Annotated in this window: 18 protein-coding genes; 13 read left to right on the top strand and 5 right to left on the bottom strand. The window is 63.4% G+C overall.

Annotation, left to right across the window (positions count from 1 at the left end):
* Positions 1 to 128 precede the first annotated feature (128 nt).
* The 7 genes from E4633_RS14095 to E4633_RS14065 all read left to right on the top strand — a co-directional run bounded on the left by E4633_RS14095 (position 129) and on the right by E4633_RS14065 (position 11,724).
* Positions 129 to 752, top strand: a complete 624-nt coding sequence (locus tag E4633_RS14095) for a histidine phosphatase family protein (RefSeq protein WP_198419447.1) — start codon at positions 129 to 131, stop codon at positions 750 to 752.
* 15 nt (positions 753 to 767) lie between these two features.
* Positions 768 to 5,963, top strand: a complete 5,196-nt coding sequence (locus tag E4633_RS14090) for a PAS domain S-box protein (RefSeq protein ID WP_135871058.1) — start codon at positions 768 to 770, stop codon at positions 5,961 to 5,963.
* Positions 5,960 to 7,090 carry a response regulator gene (locus E4633_RS14085; RefSeq protein ID WP_135871056.1) on the top strand — a complete coding sequence of 377 codons (1,131 nt, stop codon included), beginning with the start codon at positions 5,960 to 5,962 and terminating at the stop codon, positions 7,088 to 7,090. Before E4633_RS14090 ends, E4633_RS14085 begins: the two co-directional genes overlap by 4 nt.
* A 219-nt stretch (positions 7,091 to 7,309) precedes the next feature.
* Complete coding sequence (locus E4633_RS14080; protein ID WP_135871054.1) at positions 7,310 to 7,564, top strand: MoaD/ThiS family protein; 255 nt, start codon at positions 7,310 to 7,312, stop codon at positions 7,562 to 7,564.
* A 600-nt stretch (positions 7,565 to 8,164) separates the two neighbouring features.
* The gene (locus tag E4633_RS14075) at positions 8,165 to 9,664 is read left to right on the top strand and encodes a phytoene desaturase family protein (protein ID WP_135871052.1); all 1,500 of its coding nucleotides are present in this window, start codon (positions 8,165 to 8,167) and stop codon (positions 9,662 to 9,664) included.
* A gap of 36 nt (positions 9,665 to 9,700) precedes the next feature.
* Positions 9,701 to 11,143, top strand: coding sequence for a lipase maturation factor family protein (locus E4633_RS14070; protein WP_135871050.1), 1,443 nt, complete (start codon positions 9,701 to 9,703; stop codon positions 11,141 to 11,143).
* A 143-nt stretch (positions 11,144 to 11,286) separates the two neighbouring features.
* On the top strand, positions 11,287 to 11,724 hold the full coding sequence (locus E4633_RS14065; protein ID WP_129126566.1) for a phosphate-starvation-inducible PsiE family protein: 438 nt from the start codon (positions 11,287 to 11,289) through the stop codon (positions 11,722 to 11,724).
* 47 nt (positions 11,725 to 11,771) lie between these two features.
* Here the strand turns inward: E4633_RS14065 and E4633_RS14060 are convergent, their stop codons facing one another.
* From E4633_RS14060 to E4633_RS14050, 3 genes are read right to left on the bottom strand one after another with little or no spacing between them, the layout of a single operon-like run.
* Positions 11,772 to 12,617 carry an SDR family NAD(P)-dependent oxidoreductase gene (locus E4633_RS14060; protein ID WP_135871048.1) on the bottom strand — a complete coding sequence of 282 codons (846 nt, stop codon included), beginning with the start codon at positions 12,615 to 12,617 and terminating at the stop codon, positions 11,772 to 11,774.
* A gap of 30 nt (positions 12,618 to 12,647) precedes the next feature.
* Positions 12,648 to 12,953, bottom strand: coding sequence for a hypothetical protein (locus tag E4633_RS14055; RefSeq protein WP_246038140.1), 306 nt, complete (start codon positions 12,951 to 12,953; stop codon positions 12,648 to 12,650).
* A 44-nt stretch (positions 12,954 to 12,997) separates the two neighbouring features.
* Positions 12,998 to 13,465, bottom strand: a complete 468-nt coding sequence (locus E4633_RS14050) for a VOC family protein (protein WP_135871044.1) — start codon at positions 13,463 to 13,465, stop codon at positions 12,998 to 13,000.
* 319 nt (positions 13,466 to 13,784) lie between these two features.
* Here E4633_RS14050 and E4633_RS20625 point away from each other — a divergent pair, with 319 nt between their 5' ends.
* Together E4633_RS20625 and E4633_RS14040 are read left to right on the top strand one after the other, a co-directional pair.
* Positions 13,785 to 16,391: a PAS domain S-box protein gene (locus E4633_RS20625; RefSeq protein ID WP_198419446.1), complete on the top strand. Its 2,607-nt coding sequence runs from the start codon at positions 13,785 to 13,787 to the stop codon at positions 16,389 to 16,391.
* Positions 16,392 to 16,516: 125 nt separating this feature from the next.
* Positions 16,517 to 19,138: a CHASE domain-containing protein gene (locus E4633_RS14040; RefSeq protein WP_135871042.1), complete on the top strand. Its 2,622-nt coding sequence runs from the start codon at positions 16,517 to 16,519 to the stop codon at positions 19,136 to 19,138.
* A 1-nt stretch (position 19,139) separates the two neighbouring features.
* On the opposite strand, the gene E4633_RS14035 is transcribed toward E4633_RS14040, so the two are convergent.
* Positions 19,140 to 19,634 (bottom strand): cytochrome P460 family protein, encoded by a 495-nt coding sequence (locus tag E4633_RS14035; RefSeq protein WP_135871040.1) that lies wholly within the window; start codon positions 19,632 to 19,634, stop codon positions 19,140 to 19,142.
* A gap of 221 nt (positions 19,635 to 19,855) precedes the next feature.
* Between E4633_RS14035 and E4633_RS14030 the strand changes: the two genes are divergently transcribed.
* The 4 genes from E4633_RS14030 to E4633_RS14015 all read left to right on the top strand — a co-directional run bounded on the left by E4633_RS14030 (position 19,856) and on the right by E4633_RS14015 (position 23,222).
* Positions 19,856 to 20,644 (top strand): transporter substrate-binding domain-containing protein, encoded by a 789-nt coding sequence (locus tag E4633_RS14030; RefSeq protein WP_198419445.1) that lies wholly within the window; start codon positions 19,856 to 19,858, stop codon positions 20,642 to 20,644.
* Positions 20,645 to 20,693: 49 nt separating this feature from the next.
* A complete protein-coding gene (locus E4633_RS14025; protein WP_135871038.1) occupies positions 20,694 to 21,494 on the top strand; it encodes an amino acid ABC transporter permease in 801 nt (266 codons plus the stop codon).
* Positions 21,484 to 22,215: an amino acid ABC transporter ATP-binding protein gene (locus E4633_RS14020; RefSeq protein WP_135871036.1), complete on the top strand. Its 732-nt coding sequence runs from the start codon at positions 21,484 to 21,486 to the stop codon at positions 22,213 to 22,215. The genes E4633_RS14025 and E4633_RS14020 overlap by 11 nt, the downstream gene beginning before the upstream one ends.
* Before the next feature lie 284 nt (positions 22,216 to 22,499).
* On the top strand, positions 22,500 to 23,222 hold the full coding sequence (locus tag E4633_RS14015; RefSeq protein ID WP_246038138.1) for a YkgJ family cysteine cluster protein: 723 nt from the start codon (positions 22,500 to 22,502) through the stop codon (positions 23,220 to 23,222).
* An 8-nt stretch (positions 23,223 to 23,230) separates the two neighbouring features.
* Here the strand turns inward: E4633_RS14015 and E4633_RS14010 are convergent, their stop codons facing one another.
* Positions 23,231 to 23,785, bottom strand: a complete 555-nt coding sequence (locus E4633_RS14010; protein ID WP_135871034.1) for a hypothetical protein — start codon at positions 23,783 to 23,785, stop codon at positions 23,231 to 23,233.
* Positions 23,786 to 24,026 lie beyond the last annotated feature (241 nt).

The raw sequence follows: 24,026 nt of genomic DNA, 5'->3' as shown, positions 1-24,026 counted from the left end.
GCCGTTGCACTGTGTTAAAGTTCGGCCCTAAGCTTTCAAAGTGTCAGCGCAATGGTAAAATCACTGTCAGAAGCAGGCGATCACGGTTGTCACACAGAAGGCTCGCTCTCATTCCTTTCGGAGCTACCTTGAGATTCATATGCACAGCCATTACTTTGCTCTCTCTTGCCATCGCCCTTCCGGTTTATGCCGAGGAGCATCATAAATTCACCGAGCTGCCGGGGACACGCGCCCTCATCAGCCAACTGCGGGCCGGCGGTTTCGTGCTTTTCATGCGGCACGGGCCGACCGACAGCAGCAAACCCGACCAGTTCCCCCTTACCGACCCAAACGACTGCTCGAAGCAGCGCCCCCTGATCGAGGAAGGGCGCCAGGTCGCCCACTTCCTGGGGGACACCCTGCGCCGGGGGAGGATTCCCGTGGACGAGGTCTACGCGGGACCGCTTTGCCGGACCAGGGAGACGGCACTTGCCGCCTTCGGGAATTTCAAGGTGAGTCAGAAACTGATGACCACGACGAACCTCACCACCGAGGAAAAAGGACCGTACCTGGATGAGTTAAGGCGCCTGCTCTCGTCCCCGGTAACAAAGGGGAACCGTGTCCTGGTCACGCACGCGCCCAACCTGGCCGACCTGATCGGTTACTTCCCCGGCCCCGAAGGGGTCATCGTAGTCTTCCAGCCCATGGACAACGGCCGTTTCAACTACCTCGCCACCATCCCTCCCGCCGCCTGGGCGAAACTGATCAAGTAGAGGGGAGTAGTTTCCGTGCGTGTCTACCGACCCACCTTTTTCGCCATGTTCTTCCTGCCGGTGACCCTGGTCCTGGTCGCCATTTCCCTATTTTCCATCTGGACCCTCGCCACGGTGAAGCAACGGCACGACCTGCGGGTGGCCGAGCTCGCCGGAGACCTGAGCGGCATCGTCCGGGCCGCGGATTTCGATGCCCAGATGTACGGTATCCACCACCAGCTCGACACCCTTCTCGAGAAGGCGCAGCTCCATAAACTGGACGAGGCCCAGCTGTACCGAAGCCACGTAGAGGTGGTGGACCGGCTCTCGGCGATGCGCAGCAAGCTCGACCTGATCCACAAAAGCGTACGGGGACAAAAGCTGCAGGTGACCGAGCTCGCGCAACTGGAAGCGGACTTCGTCCGCTACCGCAACGACATCATCATGGCCACCGACGCCATCGCGGTCGACCCGAGGCAGGCGAAAAGATACCTGAAGCTTGCCACCGGTGAATACCTTGCCATCACCGAACACTCACAAAAGATAGTCGGACTGCTCGCCGACCACGCCGTGCAAAACGGCAAGCGCTTTAACGATCGGCTGGAGGATTTCTCGGGGAAGGCGCTCGCCGCCAGCATCATCTTCATGGCTGCAGCCGCCTTCTCCTGGTTTTTCGCCACAAGACGCCTCACCCGCCACATGACCCTCATCTCCACCGGCCTCGATGACCTCGCCGGCGGCAAGGAGTTGCAACACTGGGACGCGGTGGCGGATCTGGCGCATTCTCCGACCCAGGGGCCCATCCAGAGGATGGCGAACGCGGTGCTCGCCTTCGTGGAGGCGGTGGACCAGCGCAAACGGAGCCTTGAGGAGCACCGCCACGGCGAGGCACAGTTGCGAGCACTCACCGAGACCCTGGAACAGCGCATAAGGGAAGAACAGTGCCTGTACCGCGTCTCCACGCTGACCGAAGACGTCACCCCCCCCTTCGAGGAGCAGATGCGGCAGGTGTCGGCCCTCGTGCCCTCGGGGCTGCGCTTTCCCGACTGCGCCGAAGCCCGTCTCACCCACGGCGCCGCCTCTTTCACCACGGCCGGGTTTGCAGCGACCCCCTGGACGCTTTGCGCGAGGCTCGACACCGACGACGGCGACAGCTTCGAGCTCACCGTCGCCTACCGCGAGGAGCACCAGGCGGCGGACGAGGGGCCCTTCCTCGTCGAGGAGCGCCGGCTACTGGAAAACATCCTGCACCGCCTGGCCGAGGCCGCCAACCGGCGCCGCGCCGCGGAACTGGTCAGCGAGCGCGACAAGCTCATCGCCACCATGTTCGAGCAGAGCACCGAGAGCATCCTGCTCATCGACGTCGAGACGCTCGGCTTCGTCGACTTCAACGACGCCGCGCACGCGGGGCTTGGCTACACCCGCGAGGAGTTCGCCCTACTCACCGTTCCCGATATCGAGGGGCATTTCACCGTCGACGAGCTCCACGCACTGAAGGAGGAGCTTTCCGAGCGCGACGTCACCGTCTTCCAGACGCGGCACCGCCGCAAAGACGGCGTGCTGCGCGACGTCTCCATGACGCTTAGGCTGATCACCTTCAAGGGGCAGTCCCTCATCTCCTCGGTGTGGCGGGACATCACCGAGCAGCTCGTGCGCGAGAAGGAGCTGGAAAACTACCGGCGCCACCTGGAGGTGATGATCGACATCAGCACCGCCGAGCTCCAGGGGGCGAACAGCGAACAGCGCGCCATATTCGAAGCCGCTGACGTCGGGATCCTCTTGGTGCGCGACCGGATCATCGGCCGCCACAACGCGAAGGTGGAGGAGATCTTCGGCTACCAGGGAAAAGAGTTGCATGGACAGTCCACGAGGATGCTCTACCCGGACGAGGAAGCCTTCCTCGCCATGGGGACCAGGATTTACGAGAGGTTGGCCGGAGGGCACACCGAACGGGACGAGATCCCGCTCAGGCGCAAGGACGGCACGATATTCTGGGCACGACTCTCCACGCAGCCCCTGGACAAGCAGGATCTGGGCAAGGGTATCGTCATCCTCGTCGAGGACATAACGCGGGAACGGGAGGCGACCGAGGAACTCAGGCGCGCGAAGGAGCAGGCCGAGCGGGAGGCACACGCAAAAGAGGAGCTCTTGCAGGCGATGCGGCTGCAGGCCGCGCAACTCGAGGAGCAGGCAGCCGAGATGGAGATGCAGGCGATCACCCTCGCGGAGAGAACGGCACAGCTCGAGGAACTGAACCTGGAACAGCGGGCGATCTTCGACGCGGCGACGACCGGCATCGTCCTGGTGCAGGACCGCACCATCATGAGCTGCAACCGCAAGCTCGAGGAGATCTTCGGATATCAGCCCGAGGAGCTTCTAAACCTGACCACCCGCTGCTGGTACCCCGACGACGACTCCTTTCTCCGTTTCGGCAGCGAGATCGCCGACTGCCTCGCGCTCAGCCGGATCTTCCACCGCGAGGAGGTCCCCTTCCTGCGCAAGGACGGCAACACCTTCTGGGCGCGGGTCTCGGTACAGTGCCTCAGGGAAAACGACCCCTCCGGCGGGCAGGTCTCCATCATCGAGGACGTCACCGAGCGCCGCCTGGCACGCCGGGAGATCATCGAGGGGCGCGAGATGCTCCGCCTCATCCTGAACTCGACCGCCGAAGCGATCTACGGTACCGATCCGGACGGGATCTGCACCTTCTGCAACCGCGCCTGTGTCGAACTTTTGGGGTACCAAGACGAGGATGAACTGATCGGTCGCAACATGCACGACATGATCCACCACCGCGACGCCGACGGCACCCCCATCGACAAACACGAGTGCCGTATCTTCATGGGGTACCAAAACGCGGAAGGGACCCACGCCGACGACGAGGTGCTCTGGCGCAAGGACGGCAGCTCCTTCCCGGCGGAATACTGGTCCTACCCGCAGTACCGCGAGGGCAGGGTCGTGGGAGCGGTGGTCACCTTCCTGGACATCACCGAGCGCAAGAAAACGCAGCAGGAACTGGTCGTCGCGAAAGAGGCGGCCGAGGCGGCGAGCCAGACGAAGTCGGACTTCCTCGCCAACATGAGCCACGAGATCAGGACGCCGATGAACGCCATCATCGGCATGTCGCACCTCGTGATGAAGACTAGCCTCACCCCCAAGCAACTGGATTACCTCTCCAAGATCCAGGCTTCGGGTGAGCACCTGCTCGGCATCATCAACGACATCCTCGACTTCTCCAAGATCGAGGCGGGCAAGCTCACCATCGAGGAGGCGGAATTCGATCTGGAGCGGGTGATGGGCACCCTGGCGACCTTCCTCGGTGACAAGGTCCAGGCGAAGGGGCTGGAGCTTATCTTCGACGTTGCCCCGGAAGTCCCCCGCCACCTGGTCGGCGACTCGCTGCGCCTGGGGCAGGTCCTGCTGAACTACGGCTCCAACGCGGTCAAGTTCACCGAGACCGGCGAGATCTGCGTCCGCGTCGGCGTGGTGGAACGCTCCGGGGACAGCGTCCTTTTGCAGTTCTCGGTCACCGACACCGGCATCGGCCTCGACAGGCAGCAGCAGGGGCTGCTTTTCCAGTGTTTCCAGCAGAGGGACATGTCGACCACCCGGAAGTACGGCGGCACCGGTCTTGGGCTCGCCATTTCCAGGCACCTGGCGCGGCTCATGGGAGGGGAGGTCGGCGTCGAGAGCGAGAAAGGGGTGGGGAGCACCTTCTGGTGCACCGTCCGCCTCGGGGTGAGCCTAAGAAACGAGAAGCCCCGCATAACGCCCATCGCACTGTACGGAAGCCGGGTCCTAGTCGTGGACGACAACGAGCACGCCCGGGGCGTGCTGCACGCGATGCTGCAGAGGACCGGCCTGCGCTCAACCCCCTCCCCTTCGGGAACGGAAGCTCTGAGCCTTTTGAAGCGCGGCGATGAGGAGGGAGATCCCTTCAGGATCGTCTTCCTCGACTGGCAGATGCAGGGGATGAGCGGCGCCGACACGGCGCGCCTCATCAGGGAGCTCGACCTGTCCAGCCGTCCGCATCTCATCGTCCTCACCCCGTTCGGGTGCGAAGGGGACCTGGGCCTCATGTCGGCCGGGTCCGACACCTTGCTCATCGCCAAGCCGGCATCCCCCTCCCTGCTCCTCGACGCGGCGATGACCGTGATGGCGCAAACCGGGAGCCCCGGGAAGGACGCCACCGCGATGGAGGCCGCACCCATTAAGGAGCAGCGGATCGCGGGCCGGGTGCTTCTCGTCGAGGACAACGAAATCAACCGGCAGGTGGCGCTGGAGCTTCTCATGGACACGGGGCTCTCGGTGGATATCGCGGGCAACGGTCAGGAGGCGCTCCGCAAGGTGCGTGAAAAAAACTACGACCTGGTCCTCATGGATATGCAGATGCCGGTAATGGACGGGCTGGAGGCCACCGCCCGCATGCGCTCGGACCACGCCAACGACCGGCTCCCCATCGTGGCGATGACCGCCAACGCGCTCCCGAGCGACCGGGCCGCCTGCCTTGCCGCCGGCATGAACGACTACATCCCGAAGCCCTTCGATCCTGCTCTCTTCCGGGCGACGGTGCTCAAGTGGATCGGGCTTTCCGAGGGGGAGCGGTCCGGCAAGCCCTCCTGCGCACAGGGTGCCACCCTGCTACCCGACGCCCTCGACGGCATCGATCTCGAACTGGGGCTGAAGCGCATCGGCGGCGAAGAGCGGGCCTACCTTTCGCTGCTCGAGAAGTTCCGTGCGAACCAACGCCATACCGATCGGCAGTTGCGCGAAGCGCTGGACAAGGGGGACCGGGAAACCGCCGAGCGGATCGTGCACACGATGAAGAGCGTGGCGGGGAACATAGGCGCCGAGGCGCTCCAGACATGTGCGGCGGAACTGGAGCAGGCGTTGCAGACGCGCGGGACGGACCTCGAGCCGGAGCTTGGACGGTTCTCGCAGCTGCTCGCAGGCCTGCTGCGCGAGCTGCGGAAAAAACTCCCCTCCGCACCGGTTCAAGACATCCCACCGGCGGCACCCGGGGTCCTGGAGGAGGTCTGCCGGGAGTTCGCGAGGCTTCTCTCTGACGACGACGCCGCCGCAACGGAACACTTCACCACGCACGCGCTGCTGCTGCGCAGTGCCTTCCCGCAGCAGTTCGCCCGCATCGAGGGGGCGATAAGGACCTACGATTTCGAGGCGGCGCTTTCCGCCCTGACCGAGGCCCAGGGTGAACAGGAGGGGGACGCATGAACGAGGAAGCCATGGCGGAAACGACACTAATGCGCCCGACGGTCCTCGTGGTGGACGACACCCCGGACAACATCTCGATCATGTGCGACCTCTTGAAGGGGCTCTACCACGTCAAGGTGGCGCCGAACGGGGAGAAGGCGCTGCGCATCGCCCGTTCCGGCGCGCCGCTCGACCTGATCCTGCTCGACATCATGATGCCCGACATGGACGGGTACCAGGTCTGCCGCGAGCTGAAGGCCTCCTCCGAGACCCGGGACATCCCCGTCATCTTCCTCACCGCCCGCAGGAACATCGACGACGAGCGGCGCGGCCTCGAGCTGGGCGCGGTCGACTACATCACCAAGCCGATCAGCCCCCCCACGGTCCTGGCCCGCGTGCAGACCCACCTGAACCTGAAAGCAGCCAGTGATTTTTTAAAGGACAAGAACATCTTCCTCGAGCGGGAGGTGGAACGGCGCGCCAAGGATCTGCGTGCGGTACAGGAAGTGACCATCATGGCGCTCGCCACCCTGGCCGAAACGCGGGACAACGACACCGGAAACCATCTGCGCCGCACCCAGTGCTACGTGAAGGCCCTGGCGGAGAAGCTGCGGCACCATCCGCGCTTTTCACGTGAGCTCACCGACGCCAACATCGCGCTCCTTTTCAAGTCGGCGCCGCTGCACGACATCGGCAAGGTCGGCATCCCCGACCGCATCTTGCTCAAACCCGGCCCCCTGGAACCGGACGAATTCGAGGTCATGAAGAGGCACACTCTGATCGGCTGGGGAGCGCTCGAATCGGCCAAGCACTCCCTTGGGACAAAGGCGGAGTTTCTGCGCCTTGCCGAAGAGGTCACCCTCTATCACCATGAGCGGTGGGACGGTACCGGCTATCCCGGGCGTCTGGCCGGTGACGCCATCCCGGTGTCGGCGAGGCTCATGGCGGTCGCCGATTTCTACGACGCCCTGATCAGTTGGCGCGTCTACCGCCCCGGCCTTCCCCACGAGAAGGTGGTCGGCATGATAAGCGAAGCAAAGGGAACCCATTTCGACCCGGACGTCGTCGAGGCCTTTCTGGAACTGCAGGAGCATTTCAGGGAGATCGCGCTCCGTTTCGTGGACGACGGCGCGAAGACGCCGTCATAGCCGTCAAGCCCGGTCTCATAGTCTCGTCCCACTCCCCTTTTCCGCTTTACTAAAGGACCGTTTCTCTGAAAGAAGCTCCTTGTTTGTATGACAAAAAGGTGTACAATTCGAACAAACGTTCGATTCACCACGGACTGATGCCTCACACCCTTCCAGTTGCCAACATCAAACGGTGAAGCACCCGCCCGCAATGTCACAGCAAACAGAAAGGAGTTAGCCATGTCCACGAGAGCAAACACGACGGTACGTATGTTCGGAGCGCTGCACACGGTGCGCAAAAACAGGGGACTGCCGTCGCAGGCAGAAGTTGCCGTCCCCGAGGGAGGGGTAAGCGCCGCCGCCATCGCGCACGACCTCGATCTCCCGATGGAGAAAGTGGAAGCGGTCTTCGTGAACCACCGTGTCTACACCCTCGACCACAAAGTCAACCCCGGTGACAGTGTGGCCTTCATCCCCACCGGCATCCCGTTCTGAGCCCCTCCCCCCTCCCTCTCCGCAGGCGGGAGAGGGAGGGGGGGACGCCGCCGTCATCCCGAGCCCATCGTCCCCCTCGCCTTTTCCCGTTTTTCTCTTCTCCACAAATTGCTGCATGCCCCCTAGCCCCCCCCTTTTCTGAAGTTCTTCAAGAAATTCCATGGAACGCGAAGTGCAGCTGCTTGCAAGCACTGCATGTCCCCTAACGTCCCCCCCTTTGCGAAGGGGGAGCCTGCCCCCCGTAGCGCCTCCGCGAAGGGGGGATAGGGGGAATTTGCCTCTGTCCGACCACACAAGCACCCGCTGACGGTGCGATAACGCACGCTGCAACAGCAAGTGACAGATGACGAACAACTTGTCCATGTGGAAAGCGACTCCGTTCAATCGACTAAAACCAGTAAACAAAAGCAAATCCCCCCCGTCCCCCCTTCGCAAAAGGGGGGGGCGCGAGGTCACCTGCAGCGCTTCGTCGGCACACTTTTTCGCCATCCCCGAAATTTCCGTAGTGCCTCCGCGCAGGGGGATTTGCCGGATGCCCTTTCCGCGAAGCCTGCTAGACTTAAGCCTCGTGTTTTTTAAAGGACGAAAGGAGGAGGCGCGATGCCCTGCGCAGGCGACATAGACGCCGTGGTGGTCGGCTCTGGACCAAACGGCCTCGCGGCCGCGATAACCCTCGCCCGCGCCGGGCTGAAGGTCACCGTCGTGGAAGCCGCCGCGACCATCGGCGGAGGCACCAGGAGCGAGGCGCTCACCCTCCCGGGCTTTCTGCACGACGTCTGCTCCGCGATCCACCCGCTTGCCGTCTCTTCCCCATTCTTTCGCACCCTCCCGCTCTCCGAACACGGCCTCACCTGGCTCTACCCCGAGGTACAACTCGCCCACCCGTTAGCGGGTGATGAAGCAGCCCTCCTCTACCGCGACCTCGCCGCAACCTCCGCCGGTCTCGATAAAGATGCCGGGCGTTACCGGGCCCTTTTCTCCCCGATCGTTGCACACTGGGAGGAACTCGCCCCCGATCTTCTGGCGCCGCTGCACTTCCCGCAGCACCCCGTTTCTTTCGCGCGTTTCGGCCTTTACGGGCTTCTTCCCGCCACGCTCCTCGGGCGCTCCGCTTTCGGGGGCGATCCAGCCCGCGCCCTCTTCGCCGGCATGGCCGCCCACTCCTTTCTCCCGCTGGAGCGCCCCCTTTCCGGGGCCTTCGGCCTCATCTTGGGCGCCCTCGCCCACGTCGCCGGCTGGCCCGTGGCGCAGGGGGGCTCCGGCGCCGTAAGCTCCGCGCTTGCCTCCTACCTGCGGCGGCTCGGGGGGGATATCGTCACCGGGTGCGCCATAAATAGCCTCGCCGAACTCCCCGCGGCGCGCATCGTGATGTTAGACCTGACCGCACGCCAGCTGGAAAGGCTCGCGGGAGATAAGCTCCCGGCAGGTTACCGGCGCAGGCTGACCGAATACCGCTACGGCCCCGGCATCTTCAAGATCGACTGGGCCCTGAACGCCCCGATCCCCTGGCGTGCCGAAGCATGCCGGCGCGCCGCCACGGTGCACGTCGGGGGGAGCGCGCCGGAAATCGCCCTTGGCGAGCGGGAGGTCTGGCGCGGCACGCACCCGGAGCACCCTTTCGTCCTCGTCGCGCAGCCGACCATCGTCGACCCGTCCCGCGCACCGGAGAACAAGCACGTCGCGTGGGGATACTGCCACGTTCCGAGCGGCTCCACCTTCGACATGACCGAACGGATCGAAGCGCAGATGGAGCGCTTCGCCCCCGGTTTCCGCGACCTCGTGCTCGCCCGGCACACGCGTAACTGCGCCCAGTACCAGCAGTACAACGCAAACCTCATCGGCGGGGACATAAACGGCGGCGTCCAGGACCTGCGCCAGTTTCTCTGCCGCCCCACCCTCTTCGCCCCCTACCGCACCCCGCTTCCCGGTCTCTACCTCTGTTCGTCGGGGACCCCACCGGGGGGCGGCGTGCATGGCATGTGCGGCTACCATGCGGCGCGCATGGCGCTTCGCGACCTCGGCATCGGTCCGCAGCGGATCACCTTTGAGGCGCCGGGCTTCCCGAAGCCGGAAACAGCACCCCCTGCCGGGCCGCCCTGACCCTGCGAACAAATCCGCACCTCCCCGGAGGCCACCATGAACGACGACGGCTACTGGATCATCCGGATTCTTCTGCAAAGGGGCCTTGCCCTCATCTACCTGATGGGTTTTCTCGCCGCGCTGTACCAGTTTCGCCCCCTTTGCGGCGACCACGGGCTCGAGCCGGCCCGCTACTTCATGCGGCTCGTCCCCTTCCGGGACGCCCCGAGCATCTTCCACGTCCTGCCGGGGGACCGGTCCTACCTCATCTTTTCCATCCTCGGCGTCTTCCTGTCCCTTCTCGCGCTCTGCGGTATCACCGACGCCTACGGTGTCTTCACATCCATGCTTTCCTGGTTCCTGCTCTGGGCCCTCTACCTATCCTTCGTGAACATCGGCCAGACCTTCTACGCCTTCGGCTGGGAGTCGCTCCTTCTGGAGGCGGGCTTTCTGGCCGTCTTCCTCGGCCCTTCCGGCACCGAGCCGGGGTGGCAGGTGATCTGGCTCTACCGCTGGCTCGCCTTTCGCGTCATGTTCGGCGCGGGGATGATCAAGATCAGGGGGGATAACTGCTGGCGCGACCTCACCTGCCTTGACTACCACTTCGAGACGCAGCCCATGCCGAACCCGTTAAGCCGCCTCTTCCACCGCCTTCCCCCTTCGGTGCACAAGGCCGGTGTCCTCTTCAATCACCTGGCCGAACTCATCCTCCCTCCCTTTTTCTTCGCGCCCCAGCCGGTCGCCGCGGCCGCCTCGACCGTTTCGCTCCTGTTTCTCGGTTCCATCATCGTGAGCGGCAACTTCGCCTGGCTCAACTGGCTCACCGCCGTCATCTGCCTGAGCCCGCTGGACGGCACGCTCATCGCCCGGTTTTTCTCCCTGACGGCGCCCCCGATGGTTCCTCAGGCGCCGCTTTTCACCGCCCTCACCTGGGGGCTTTTCATCCTGGTGGCGCTGCGCAGCGCGGAACCGGTGCTGAACCTCTTCTCCCGGTCGCAGATCATGAACACCTCCTTCGATCCCTTCCACCTGGTGAACACCTACGGGGCCTTCGGCAGCATCACGAAAGAACGCTATGAGATCGTCATCGAGGGGACAGAGGAGGACGCGGCGGGGGTCGACGCGAACTGGCGCGCCTACGAGTTCAAGGGAAAGCCGGGGAACCCGGACCGCATCCCCCCAGTCGTCGCGCCGTACCACCTGCGCCTGGACTGGCTGATGTGGTTCGAGGCGATGCCCGGTCAGGCGGGACACTCGCGCTGGTTCGTGCAGTTGGTGATCAGGCTTTTGGAGGGGGACGCCGCAACGCTGCGGCTCCTGCGCGAAAATCCCTTTCCGGAGCGGCCGCCGCGCTACATCCGCGCGCTTTACTACCGTTACCGCTTCGGCAGGAAGCAATGGTGGGACCGTGAACTGGTCGGTGAATACCTGGTGCCCGTTTCCCTGGAGCACCCGGTATTAAAGCTCGTGCGTGAGCGCTACCGGGACGGGGATCGCTGAGGACGGCAGGAAGGAAAGAAAACCGGCTCCGCAAGAGGCCGGTTTTTTTTGTTCCTTTTCGTGACGCAATCGTAATGCCGCCCATAACCGGCTGTAACCTTCTCCTGGTATCATGCCGGCAAAAAAGCTGAGGAGAAAGCGATATGTGGAGAGAAAACACGGTGGATTTCAAGCTCGCGCGCTTCTACGAGATGTCCACGCGCGTGGTGCTGACCTTTCTGATCGTCACCATCCTGCTCGCCATCCTGGCCGGGGTGGGATGCACGCTTTACGACCTGCGCCTTGTCTTCGAGGAGGAGTTTCACGCCGCCTTCAAGCAGATCATGGTGGACCTTCTGACCGTGCTCGCCGTGATCGAGGTGCTGCGTACCGCCCTCGCCTATTCCACGGAGGGGCGCGTCAAGGTCACCTACATCATCGACACGGTCATCGTCACCGTGCTGACCGAGGTGATGGCCTTTTGGTACAAGGATATCGAGTGGCAGGAGGTGGCGATGACCATCGCGCTCGTGCTGTCGCTCGCCTTCACGCGCATCGTCGCGGTACGCTTTTCGCCCGCGGCGGCGCGCAGGGAGCTGTAAGGGGAAGAGCAGGTGCCGGGAGAAGATCCCCCCGGCACCCTCTGTTGCTAAACATGGTGCAGGCTGATCCACCTGAGCGTCAGCTCGCGCAGGCGCCGGCGCGCCTCTTCGTCGTAGGCCTGGGGATCGGCCCGCTCCGGCCGCCCCTGGTCGAAGTAGAGCCCGGTCATCCCCTTCACCTCTTCATCCACCGCCAGGCGCAACAGGTAGCGCGCCCCTTCGTCCACGGTGGTCCGCGCCGTCCCGAACCATTCCCGCACCATGTTGGTATCCATGAGCGAGGCCGGGTGCATGGCGTTCACCGTGACCGGACTCCCGGCAAGCTCCCGCGCCAGGTCGAAACTGAACATGATGAGGGCGAGCTTGCTCTGGCTGTAGGCGCGCATGCCGTCGTACTCCCTCTGGAGCATGACGTCCTCGAAATCGATGGCGCGCTGCGCCACCGAAGCCACGTTCACGATGCGCGCCTCCCCGGTCTCCTCCCCCCTCAGCCGTAACAGCGGCAGGAGCCGGTAACTGAGCAGCACCGGCGCCAGGTAGTTGACCGCGAAACGCAGTTCATAGCCGTCCGCGCTGGTCTCGCGGTGTTGCGGCTCAGCTCCTGCGCCGAGGCCCGCGTTGTTGATGAGGACATCAAGCCCGCGCCAGTCTGCCGCGACTTCCCCCGCCAGGGCCTCCACCTCGGCGAGCGAGGTGAGATCGGCGTTGTAGTAGTGCAGCCGGTCGCTGCCGCTTGCCGCCCCGATCTCTTCCAGAACCCGTTTCCCCTTCTCGGGGTTTCTGCCGTGCAAAAGCACGGTGGCGCCAAGTTCGGCGAGACCGGCGGCGACCCGCGCACCGAGGCCGTCGGTGGCGCCGGTGATCATTACGACCAGTCCTTCCTGTCTCTTCATGGTGAACCTCCTCGCGTCAGGCGCCGCGCCTCAATCAAGGCCCCCTTTTCCCGCCACCCAGAAGGCAATCCACTGCTGCTGCGGCGTAAAACTGTTGCCGTACTGGATGATCACCCCGTCTTCCCGCTGGTAGCTGCAGGACCAGCCGGGCTTGTCGGCACCCTGGAAGGTCGGGTAGTCCCCCGGATGTTCCATGGCGTTGTAGGGGGCGGCATAGGTCCCGTCGTCCTTCGGGGGAACGCAGCGCCCGTCCCCGGTGTACCAGGTCTCAGCGGCCTCGACGCAGGAAGCCGTGACGATCGCTATGGCAAAAGCTGCCATGACTGCTTTTTTCATGATGCCGATCCTCCCTTCATTGCACCAAAAAGGTCAGGTCGCCTTCAGCTCCTGGATGCTTCGGCGAAGGCAGCCTCGGCCCCTGCGCGGATCTCCTCCTGGGTCAGGTCCCTGGTGTGGGTTGCCAGCATCCAGCTGTAGCCGAAGGGGTCGCGCAGGGCACCGGCCCGGTCGCCCCAGAACATCTCCTGCACCTCCATCTGCACCGTTGCCCCGGCCTCTACCGCGCGCCGGAAGGCGGCGTCGACGTTGTCAACGTAGAGGTAGAAGCTGACGGGCGAGGCGCCCATGCTTTCCGCGCTCTTGCACTGCTGCTGCTCGTCTCCCATCATGAGGATGGAATCGCCCACGAGGAGCTCGGCGTGCATGATGCCCCGGCCGTCCGGGGTCGGCATCGCGTAGCGCTCGATGGCGCCGAACGCGTTTTTGTAGAACTCTATCGCCTTGCGGCACTCCCTGAACATGAACATGGGGGTGACGCTGTGGAATCCTTCCGGTATCGGTTTCAGCATGACAAACCTCCAATCTTTCAGGCATTTGCTTCCGACCAGTTCAGCATAGGATCCCCCCGGGGCGTTGTCAATAGCACCGACACACCGCTCGCCGCACCGCTTTCCTTGCGTGTTTTCCGTGTCGGCACCCGCAACACATCGCTGCGCCGCGAGCCGAAGACCGGGCACCCGCGGCGCTATCCTCACCCGAAAAGTTTGCAGTGGTATTTTTTTCATAGGTTTTTATCAATCTGTGGTAAAGACTCACGGTGCGGCTACCGATGAGGAAACTACCAGTATCCAAACTGTCGAAGCATGCTCACGCTTTGAGGACGACAAAATGACCTGGTTGCGTCTGGTTGTGACAGTGACATTTCTGCTTATGTCAGTCTATTGGGCTCCCGATTGCGGCGCTGCACGCCCCGAGACTAGCGTCGTCCTCACCCCCCAGGAACAGCAGTGGCTCAAACTGCATCCGGTCATCAAGCTCGCCCCCGACCCCGATTTCAAACCGATCGAGTTCTTCGACGAAAACGGCAGGTACCAGGGAGCCGCCGCCGACATCATCCGCCTCCTCGAACAAAAACTCGGCATCACCATCACCGTCGTGCACCTGAAGAACTGGGACGAGGTGATGGAGAAGTTCAGGGCGCACGAAGTGGACCTCCTGGGCGCCATGGTGAAGACCCCGAACCGCGAGAAGTTCGCCCTCTTCACCGACACCTTGGTGACCGTCCCCGGCGGGATCTTCTCCAGGGTCGGCGTGCTCCCGGGACAGACCCTGGCGGACCTGAAGGGAAAGAGGGTCGCCGTGGTCTCGAACTACGCCGCGCACGACATCCTGAAGAACAGGTACCCCGAGATCAGGCTTGAGGTGGTGCCGGACGTATCGACCGCCCTCGCCAAGACCTCGCTCGGCATGGTCGACTACTACGTCGAGAACATGGCCAACGCCACCTACTACGCGCAGGAAAGCGGCATCACGAACCTGCAGCTCGCCGGCAGGACCGACTTCGAGTATCGCTGGGGGATGGGGATAAGAAAGGACTGGCCCGAGCTGCAGGGGATCCTCAACAAGGGGCTGGCCGCCATAGGGTCCGAGGAGCGTAGCGATGCCCTCAAGAAGTGGCTCTTCGTCGACGACATGCACTGGCGGCCGACCAGGACCTTCATGGCGATGGCCGTCGCGGTTCTCCTCGCCCTGCTGCTCGCCGCCGCGGCATACGCCAACTACGCGCTCAAAAAAGTGGTGAAAAGCCGCACCGCGTCGCTGCAGGAAGAGCTCCGCGAGCGGGAGAAGGCGCAACTGGCCCTGAAGGAACTCTCGCTTCAGCTCGAGGACCGCGTGCGAGAGCGCACCGCCGAACTAGAGCGGGAGATTGCGGAGCGCAGCAAGACCGAGCAGGCGGTAGCGGCAAGCGAGCAGCGTTTCCGGGATCTCTTCCAGAACGTGGCCGACCCGGTCTACATCGCCGACGACGACGGCAGGATCATCGCCGCCAACGACCAGGCGGTAAGCGAGCTCGGCTTCTCCCGCGCCGAGCTTCTCCAACGGAGCATAGAAGATCTCGATGCGGTCCACGACGCCCCGGAGAAGGTCGCCGAACAATTCAGAGGTTTCTCTAACGCCGCCTCGGCGACCTTTGAGACCGCGCACCGCAGAAAGGACGGCTCCACCTTCCCGGTCGAGGTGAAGGTCAGGCTGATCGACTTCGACGGCCGGCCCGCCTTTATCGGCGTGGCGAGGAACATCTCGGAGCGCAGGAAAGCGGAAAATGAGCGCCTAAGACTGGAACAGCAGCTCCTGCACGCGCAGAAACTGGAGAGCCTCGGCGTCCTCGCCGGCGGCATCGCCCACGACTTCAACAACATCCTCACCTCCATCATCGGGAACACGGAACTCGCGCTCCTGCGTCTTCCCGCACAGTCCCCCGCCCTGGAGAACCTGCAGCGCGTCGAGGCCTCCGCCGTTCGCGCCGCCGACCTCGCCCGCCAGATGCTCGCCTACTCCGGCAAGGGCAAATTCCTCATCGAATCCATCGACGTGAACCGCATGCTTCAGGAGATGGGGCACATGCTGGAGGTCGCCATCTCGAAACGCGTGGTGCTCAACTATCAACTGGGCGACGAGCTTCCGGCCGTTGAGGTGGACGCGACGCAGATCAGGCAGATCGTCATGAACCTCGTCATCAACGCCTCGGAGGCGATCGGCGACAGCGACGGCACGATAACGGTCGCCACTTCCTGCGCCGACTGCAGGGAGGAATACCTAAACGACGCCTGGCTCGTGGACCCGATCCCCGCCGGATCCTACGTGGTCATCGAGGTCACCGACGACGGCTGCGGCATGGACAAGGCGACCCTTTCCCGGATCTTCGACCCCTTCTTCACCACCAAGTTCACAGGCCGCGGGCTCGGCATGGCCGCGGTCCTAGGCATCATCCGCAGTCACAAAGGGGCGATCAAGGTCTACAGCGAGCCCGGCCGAGGCACCACCTTCAAGGTGCTTTTGCCCGCCGCGGCGGGGTGTGCCGGGGTGAGCGCGCCGGAAGCCGAGGCGCAAAACTGGCGGGGCGAAGGGGTAGTGCTACTCGTGGACGACGAGGAGGAAATCCGCTCCACCGCCGGGGAACTGCTGCGCGAGCTGGGATACGAAGTGATAACGGCGCGGGACGGCTGCGAGGCGGTCGAGGCGTACCGGATGCACGGCGACGTCGCCTTCGTGCTTTTGGACCTCACCATGCCCCGCATGGACGGTGAGCAGTGTTTCCGCGAGCTGCGCCGGATCGATCCATCCGCCCAGGTCATCATGTCGAGCGGCTTCAGCGAGCACGAGGTGGCCAAGAAGTTCGCCGGTCAGGGATTGGCGGGGCTGATCCAGAAGCCGTACAAGCTTTCCTCCCTGCGCAGCGTCATCATGGCGAGCCGGAAGGCGGCCACCGCCTGACGCCACCATGACGGCGTGCTTTACACTGCACGCCCCCCGGGAGGATTGAATTCGGGGAAAAGTCCTGTAAAGTAAATCATCTACCGCACGGTGCGGAAGCTCCCCACAACGACGGGAAAAAACGCATGCCGAACGCACACGTTTACGCACAGGAAAAATCCTCTCCCGCCATCGCCCCCATTTCCCACTGGGGAAGGATCGTCACTTTCCTCCCCTATCTCGTCATGACCCTCTCCCTCTTGATGACCTGGTTCTTCTGGCGCCAGTACGACCACAGCCTCAACGTTCGCAGCCAGACCATCTTCAGCGACCGGACCCAGGAGATCACCGAGCGCTTTTTCACCAAGCTCGTGGACGACGAGCAGATACTGCGCGGCGCGGCCGGGCTTTACAACGCAAGTGATGACGTGACGCGCGACGAGTGGCACCGCTACGCGCAGTCGCTTTCCCTCGAGAGCAACTACCCGGGGCTGCAGGGGCTCGGTGTCACCGAGGTGGTGTACCCAAACGAGAGGGAGCGCCACATCCGCCGCATACGCAAGGAAGGCTTCACCTCCTACAAGATGTGGCCCGAGGGCGAGCGCCCCTTCTACACCGCGATCATCTACCTCGAACCCTTCGACTGGCGCAACCAGCGCGCCTTCGGCTTCGACATGTTCTCCGAGCCGGTACGGCGCGAGGCGATGGAGCAGGCCCGCGACCGCGGGGAGGCCGCGGTGACAAGCCCCGTCGTCCTGGTTCAGGAGACCGAGAAAGACACCCAGAAAGGGATCCTGATGTACATGCCGGTCTACCGTCAGGGCGCAGCAATCGCCACGGTCGCGCAGCGGCGCGAGGCCCTGAAAGCTTTCGTCTACAGCCCGATCAGGATCCTCGATTTCATGTCGGCGAACTTCCCCAAGGGGGGCAACGACATCGGCTTCCGGATCTTCACGGAAAAAAGCGAAAGCCCGGGCGCGATGCTCTTCGACAGCACCGCCGCCTGGAAAACGAAGGTGCCGCGCGATTACCGCGGCGATCTCACGGCCTCGCTCACCGTGCACCGTTTCGGTCGCGACTGGCTCTTTTCCTTTTACTCCCTCCCCGCCTTCACCCTGGAACAGAGGAAGGGGCAGTCCCGCGGTTACCTGGCGGGAGGTTTGACGGTGAGCCTGCTCCTTACCGTCATCGCCTTCATGCTGCGCTCCGCCCATGCAAGCGCCATCGCCGCGGCGCAGGCCATAAACGAAAGCCGTGAGCGTTACCGCAAGATCTCGGAGGACAGCCCCGCCTACATAAGCACCATCCTTCCCGATGGGACCATCACCTATGCGAACCCGGCGCTCGCCTGCGGCACCGGCATGACCCAGGCGGAAATGACCGGGAGGAACTTCCTGGACTTCCTCCTGCCGGAGTACCGCGAACAGGTGCGCGAGGCCCTGAACGCCACATCGCCCGACAACCCCACCTGCATCACGGAACAGGCCCTGAGGAGTTCCGACGGGAGTGTCAGCTGGCACCAGTGGACGAACCGGGCCTTCTTCGACGACCAGGGAAGGGTCTCGGCGTTCCAGGCGGTGGGGCAGGACATCACCGAACGAAAACGCGCCGAGGAGGAGCGGGCGCGCCTGGAACAGCAGATGGTGCATGCGCAGAAGATGGAGAGCCTCGGCGTTCTGGCAGGCGGGGTCGCCCACGACTTCAACAACATCCTCATGGCCATCATCGGCAACGTCGACCTCTCCCTCATGGCCCTTCCCGCCGATTCGCCGGTGGTCAAGAACCTGAACCGGATCCAGCAGGCGGCAACGCGGGCCGCCGACCTGGCAAAACAGATGCTCGCCTACTCCGGCAAGGGGAGGTTCCTGGTCGGCCCCGTGGACCTGAACCGGGTCGTGAAGGATCTCGAGCACATCCTCGAGGGCTCCCTCTCGGACCGCACCGGCCTCGAACTCAACCTGCATATCCCGCTGCCCGACATCGAGGCGGACGTCACGCAGATCCAGCAGATCCTGATGAACCTCGTCATGAACGCCTCCGAAGCGATCGGCGAAGGGCGTGGCGAAATCGGCATCACTACCGGGATCATGGAAATGGACCGCACGAGCTTGAAGGATGTGCTGCTAGGCGAGCATATGGAAGAAGGGAGCTACGTTTTCCTGGAGGTGCGCGACAACGGCTGCGGCATGGAAAGGGAAATGGTTGCCAAGATCTTCGACCCCTTCTTCACCACCAAGTTCACCGGGCGCGGCTTGGGTCTCGCGGCGGTGCACGGCATCGTGCGCGGGCACAAGGGGGGGATCAAGGTCTACAGCGAACCGGGCAGGGGGAGCGTCTTAAAGATCCTCTTCCCGAAAGCCGACGCCCCCGGCGAGGAAAAGGGCGCGCCCTCCCCCGCCACGGACGCATGGCAGGGGGAAGGCAAGGTGCTTTTAGTGGACGACGAGGAGGCGGTGCGCTCGATCGCCTCGGCGCTTTTGCTGGAGCTCGGCTACACGCCGCTTCCGGCCGAAAGCGGCGAGGAGGCGCTCGCCCTTTACCGCGACACAGAAGGGATCAAGGCCGTCATCCTCGACCTCACCATGCCGCACATGGACGGCGAGGCATGCTTCCGCGCGCTGCGGCTCATGGACCCTGAGGTGAAGGTGATCATGTCCAGCGGCTTCAGCGAGCACGACGTGGTCGAAAAATTCAACGGCGGCCTGGCCGGTTTCATCCAGAAACCCTACACGCTCGGAACGCTCAGGGCCGTCATGAAAAAGGTGTGAATCAGGGTGTCCCGGCCATCCTGGTAAAGAGGTAATCGTTTCCGGCCACCGGCGTATGACAGCCGAAGCACTCGTTCACGAAGGAAGCATCCTTGCCGTACGGCTTCAGATCCTTGCCGACGAACCTTGCGAAGCCCCATCCTCCCGTCTCCTTGTACTTCTTCGCGTCCTTCACCATGAACTCGACCTGTACGAACTCTCCGGCCTCGGTCGCCACGGGAAACGACGGGTGCTTCACCGCCTTCCAGGCAACCTTGGCGAGCACGCTGCCGTCGGGAAGAGGCTTCACCCCGGCCCGCAGCGCGGCAACGGCGGTTTCGTTTCCGGTGATGACGCGGATGTGCCCCTTGTCCTCCCGATACGACGGAGCGACCACCCTCCAGGACATGTAATCGGGGTAGAGGGCGATGCCGTTGGGAGCGACCGGGGTGGGACCGGCAAGCACCGGGATCGCCATGGACAGCAGACTGACACAGGCAAATATCGCTTTCCTCATAAAAAACCTCCTCCAAGATTGGTGACAGTAATTGTACAGACATTGTGGGAAGGGTTGGAAGTCGAAGCGGTAAGCGATGAAACAATAACAAAAAAATTGCGCGGGTAAAGACGCCAGTCACAGATAAAAAGCGAACGAAGCCCACCAAGGGACCCCATTTGACAGTCGGGGTTGCCGGGTGTATTAGGTTATGCCAAGTTTCGCAGGAAAAGGAGGGTGTTTTGTCCAGAGTAATCGGCTTTTTGAGCATCGCTGCCTTTATTCTTCTGTTTTCCGCAGCGTCCCCGGCGTTTGCCTCGAAAACGCTCGTCGTCGGCATGGAACTCGCCTACCCTCCCTTCGAGATGACCGATGCAAGCGGCCGCCCGGACGGGGTAAGCGTGCAGCTCGCCCGGGAGCTCGGCAAGGCGCTCGGGCGCCCGGTCGAGATCAGGAACATCGCCTTCGACGGACTGATCCCCTCGCTCAAGACGGGGAAGATCGACCTCATCATCTCCTCCATGACCGCAACCGCCGAGCGGGCGCGCTCCATCGACTTTTCCGATCCATACTTAAGCACAGGTCTCTGCCTGCTGGTGGGGAAGGATACTACGGTCGCCTCGATAGCCGACCTCGACCAGCCCGGGCGCACCGTCGCGGTGAAAAAGGGAACCACCGGTCACGTCTACGCCGCGGCGCACCTGAAACAGGCGAGCCTCCTGGTCCTCGACAAGGAGGCCGCCGCGGTCCTCGAAGTCGTACAGGGGAAGGCCGACGCCTTCATCTACGACCAGATGTCCACCTTCCGCAACTACCAGAGGAACCCCGAGACCACGCGCGCGATCCTGAAGCCCTTCCAGACCGAATCGTGGGCCATAGGGATGCGCAAGGGAAACGGCGCGCTGAAAGCACAGGTGAACCGCTTCCTCGCCGACTTCCGGCGCTCCGGCGGCTTCGAGAGGCTGGGCGATCGCTACCTGAAGGAGGAGAAGGAGAGCTTCCGCAGGATGGGCTACCCCTTCTTCTTCTGACATCCCCCAAGCGGGGCGCACTGCGCCCTCCGCCACCTGCCGAGGTGCCATGTCCCGCCGCCGCTTCCAGATCCTTTTCGCGCGCAGCAAAGGTAACCACGAGGAGATTCCCCGCTTCGGCCGCGCCGTCGGGGTGATAAGCGCCCTTTTTCTGCTCGCGCTCGTCTTCAGCTTCGCCTTCTCCCGCCTCCACTACGGCTGGAACTGGGATGCCGTGTACCAGTACCGGCAGAAGTTCGTCTCCGGCTGGCTCATCACCCTCGCCATCTCCGCCGCATCCCTTGTGGCGAGCCTCGTCGTCGGTCTCGCGGCCGCCCTTTCGCACCGCTCCCCGTTTCTGCCGCTACGCTACCTGGGGAAAATCTACGTCGAGCTCATCCGCGGCACGCCGCTTCTCGTCCAGATCCTCGTCTTTTTCTACGTGGTGGCCGACGCCTTCGGGATAGGAAACCGCTACGTAGTGGGGACGCTCACCCTCGCCTTTTTCGCCGGTGCCTACATAAGCGAGATCATCCGGGCCGGGATCGAAAGTGTCGGGGAGTCGCAGCTCGATTCCGCCCGTGCCATCGGGCTCACCCCGTACCAGACCTATCGCTATGTCGTCTTTCCCCAGGTGATGCGCAGGATCCTCCCGCCGCTTGCGGGACAGTTCGCCTCCCTGATCAAGGACTCGTCGCTTCTGTCGATCATCGCCGTAAGCGAATTCACCCTGAACGCCCAGGAGGTGAACGCCTTCACCTACTCGACCATGGAAAGCTACCTCCCCCTGGCGCTCGGCTACCTGGCCCTCACCCTTCCGATCTCCATGCTGAGCAAGTATCTGGAGAGGAGGTACCGCTATGCGTCTTAGGCTCGACGGGGTGGTGAAACGCTTCGACGGGGTGACCGCCCTGAACGGCATCTCGCTTTCGCTCTCCGGGGCGCGCTCCATCGCGCTGATCGGCCCCTCCGGCGGCGGCAAGTCCACCCTGTTGCGTGTGCTGGCGGGGCTAGAACTTCCGGACCAGGGGGGCGTGGAGATCGACGACGTGCCGCTTCCGACCGACGGGGAGAGTCTCATAAAGTACAGGCGCAGCATCGGCACCGTCTTTCAGTCCTACAACCTCTTCCCCCACCTGACCGCGCTCGAAAACGTCACCCTCCCCCTCGTACAGGCGCACGGCTACGCGAAAGAAGCGGCCAACGGCTACGCCATGGAACTGCTAGACCGCTTCCAACTCGCCTCCCACGCCGGCAAGCGCCCCTACGAGCTTTCCGGCGGGCAACAGCAGCGCGTCGCAATCGTGCGCGCCGTCGCGATCAAGCCGCGCTTTTTACTCTTCGACGAGCCGACCTCCGCCCTCGATCCCGAGATGACCGCCGAGGTACTCGACCTGATCGCGGAACTCCGCGCCCAGGGGCGGGAGCTTATTATCGTGACCCACGAAATGGGTTTCGCGAAAAGGGTAGCCGACCACGGCATCTTCCTCGGAGCCGGCAGGATCGTCGAAGAGGGCCCCGCCGCGGAACTCTTCGCCGCCCCCCAGACCGCCGAACTCAAAGCCTTTCTCGGCAAAGTACTCAAATACTGAAGTTCTCCAGAAAATACCGCGGTTCCTTAGGGAAACCCGTAGGACCATGTGTGCGTTAGTTTCGAAGCAGTGAGCATGGCATCACGTCCCCCCCTTTGCGAAGGGGGAGCCTGCCCCCCGTAGCCTTGGCGAAGGGGGGACAGGGGGGATTTGTTTTGTCTGCCTCTTGGCAAGGTGGGAACCTTCCCCTCCCTTTTCATCGGCTAGCCCGCGTTTGACATCCTGCCCATCCCTGTTTATATTGCCGGGCATTCGAGAAGGAAAAAGGTGGAGGGATTCAAGCGATGGCGGTAACCGGCGAGATGCTAGACCAGCTCCTCGAGCAGGTCAAACAGCAGCAGATGTTCCTGGAGATGTTGGTGCGGTCCTGGGTCGACGACTACCGCGCGGACGGCGGCTCGATCTACTGCGGCAAGGGATGCCGCAACTGCTGCAGCTTGGCCGTCCACACCGGGTTCGCCGAGGCGCTCGCCGTAGCGCGCCGCCTGAACGAGGCACAGGCCGAAAAAGTAGCAAGCTACGCGGTGCGGCTGCGGGATCTCGTAAAAAACGTCAGCGACCTCCCGCAGTACCTGCGCCTGCACCGCCAGATGGGATTTTGCCCCCTGCTCGATGACGAAGGAGCCTGCAGCGTCTACCCCGTACGTCCCCTCACCTGCCGGGCCCTCATCTCCACGCGCGAAAGCGTCTGGTGCGGCGCCGACTTCTCCACGCTGGCGCCGGAAGAACGCGAGGCGTTTCTGGCCGGGCTGGACCGCAAGGTGGTCGCCTTTCCGAGCCACTACGTCGCGACCCTGCAGGAAAGCGGCAAGGAACTCGAGGAAGCCGCGGCGCAGCACATGCGCCTTCACTTCGGCTTCGCCCTCTACGGCAACTTAGGCGTCCTGGTGCACCTGATCCGCAAGGGCCTTGCCGAGGCCTGCCAGGAGGGGCCCGCTGCAGCCGCCCGCTTCATAGCCCAAGCGGGCTTCGACAATCCGCTCCTACTTACCGGCGTTCCCGAGTAGCCGTTCCCCTACCCTGCGCAGCCCCCTTGATCCCGTTCCCGCTTGCAGAGTTCGCATCCGCCGGACTCGGAGCAGGGACGGTGCACCACGTTGTACAACACGAAAAGCACCGTCCCCATGAAAACCGCGGCGATGAGGTTCATGCCCCCCAGCACGTCTTCGGCCTGCAGCTGCCACCCCGCCAGCGCCACCCCGCGCACGTCCGAAGCCGCGGCGGCAAGCTTTTGCAGCCCGAAGTAGAGAAACACCCCGAGGGCGATCGCGGCTACCGCATTGGTGGCCTTCGTCGCCATGTAATGGCAGGAGAACAGAACGCGGCTTTCGGCAAGGCAGATGATCGCGCCGGTAACGACACTGAAGGCGATGCTGGGGAGGAGCATGTAGTAAACCAGCTCGATGGTCGCCTGGTTCAGTAACGCAAGCTCGATTTTCTTGGAGGAAGTGTTGTAGATGTGCAGCAGGTACAAAAGAGAGGCGCCGCTTGCGGCCACAACTGCGGAGGAAAGCATGTGGGCCTGTTTGAGGGCCCCTTGCATCGCGTCGTACATCGGTAGAGAGCGCATCATGGCATCCTGAATGCCGTCAACCCCACTGCAGTCGGCGGCCGCTGAACCGCAGGCCCGATCGGGCCGATGAAATAACATCGCTTCCTTGCGGGCGGGAACGGCCTTCGGCGGATCAGCAGGAGCACTTCCCTCACGCTATGCCGATTGCGTATACACTATTTCGATTAATAAGTAAACCACTAGATACATCCATGCTCGTGCAGCAGCAAAAACAAAGGCCCCGGGCCGCGCTGGAAGC

Source organism: Geomonas terrae (assembly GCF_004791675.1).
Lineage (GTDB): Bacteria > Desulfobacterota > Desulfuromonadia > Geobacterales > Geobacteraceae > Geomonas > Geomonas edaphica.
The sequence above is the reverse complement of the archived record's forward strand: the minus strand, read 5'-3'. Positions and strand labels throughout refer to the sequence as shown.

Coding starts and splice junctions, on each gene's coding strand:
- E4633_RS14085 (WP_135871056.1), top strand. CDS start 5,960: ATGAACGAGGAAGCCATGGCGGAAACGACACTAATGCGCCCGACGGTC.
- E4633_RS14080 (WP_135871054.1), top strand. CDS start 7,310: ATGTCCACGAGAGCAAACACGACGGTACGTATGTTCGGAGCGCTGCAC.
- E4633_RS14075 (WP_135871052.1), top strand. CDS start 8,165: ATGCCCTGCGCAGGCGACATAGACGCCGTGGTGGTCGGCTCTGGACCA.
- E4633_RS14070 (WP_135871050.1), top strand. CDS start 9,701: ATGAACGACGACGGCTACTGGATCATCCGGATTCTTCTGCAAAGGGGC.
- E4633_RS14065 (WP_129126566.1), top strand. CDS start 11,287: ATGTGGAGAGAAAACACGGTGGATTTCAAGCTCGCGCGCTTCTACGAG.
- E4633_RS14060 (WP_135871048.1), bottom strand. CDS start 12,617: ATGAAGAGACAGGAAGGACTGGTCGTAATGATCACCGGCGCCACCGAC.
- E4633_RS14055 (WP_246038140.1), bottom strand. CDS start 12,953: ATGAAAAAAGCAGTCATGGCAGCTTTTGCCATAGCGATCGTCACGGCT.
- E4633_RS14050 (WP_135871044.1), bottom strand. CDS start 13,465: ATGCTGAAACCGATACCGGAAGGATTCCACAGCGTCACCCCCATGTTC.
- E4633_RS20625 (WP_198419446.1), top strand. CDS start 13,785: ATGACCTGGTTGCGTCTGGTTGTGACAGTGACATTTCTGCTTATGTCA.
- E4633_RS14040 (WP_135871042.1), top strand. CDS start 16,517: ATGCCGAACGCACACGTTTACGCACAGGAAAAATCCTCTCCCGCCATC.
- E4633_RS14035 (WP_135871040.1), bottom strand. CDS start 19,634: ATGAGGAAAGCGATATTTGCCTGTGTCAGTCTGCTGTCCATGGCGATC.
- E4633_RS14025 (WP_135871038.1), top strand. CDS start 20,694: ATGTCCCGCCGCCGCTTCCAGATCCTTTTCGCGCGCAGCAAAGGTAAC.
- E4633_RS14020 (WP_135871036.1), top strand. CDS start 21,484: ATGCGTCTTAGGCTCGACGGGGTGGTGAAACGCTTCGACGGGGTGACC.
- E4633_RS14015 (WP_246038138.1), top strand. CDS start 22,500: ATGGCGGTAACCGGCGAGATGCTAGACCAGCTCCTCGAGCAGGTCAAA.
- E4633_RS14010 (WP_135871034.1), bottom strand. CDS start 23,785: ATGCGCTCTCTACCGATGTACGACGCGATGCAAGGGGCCCTCAAACAG.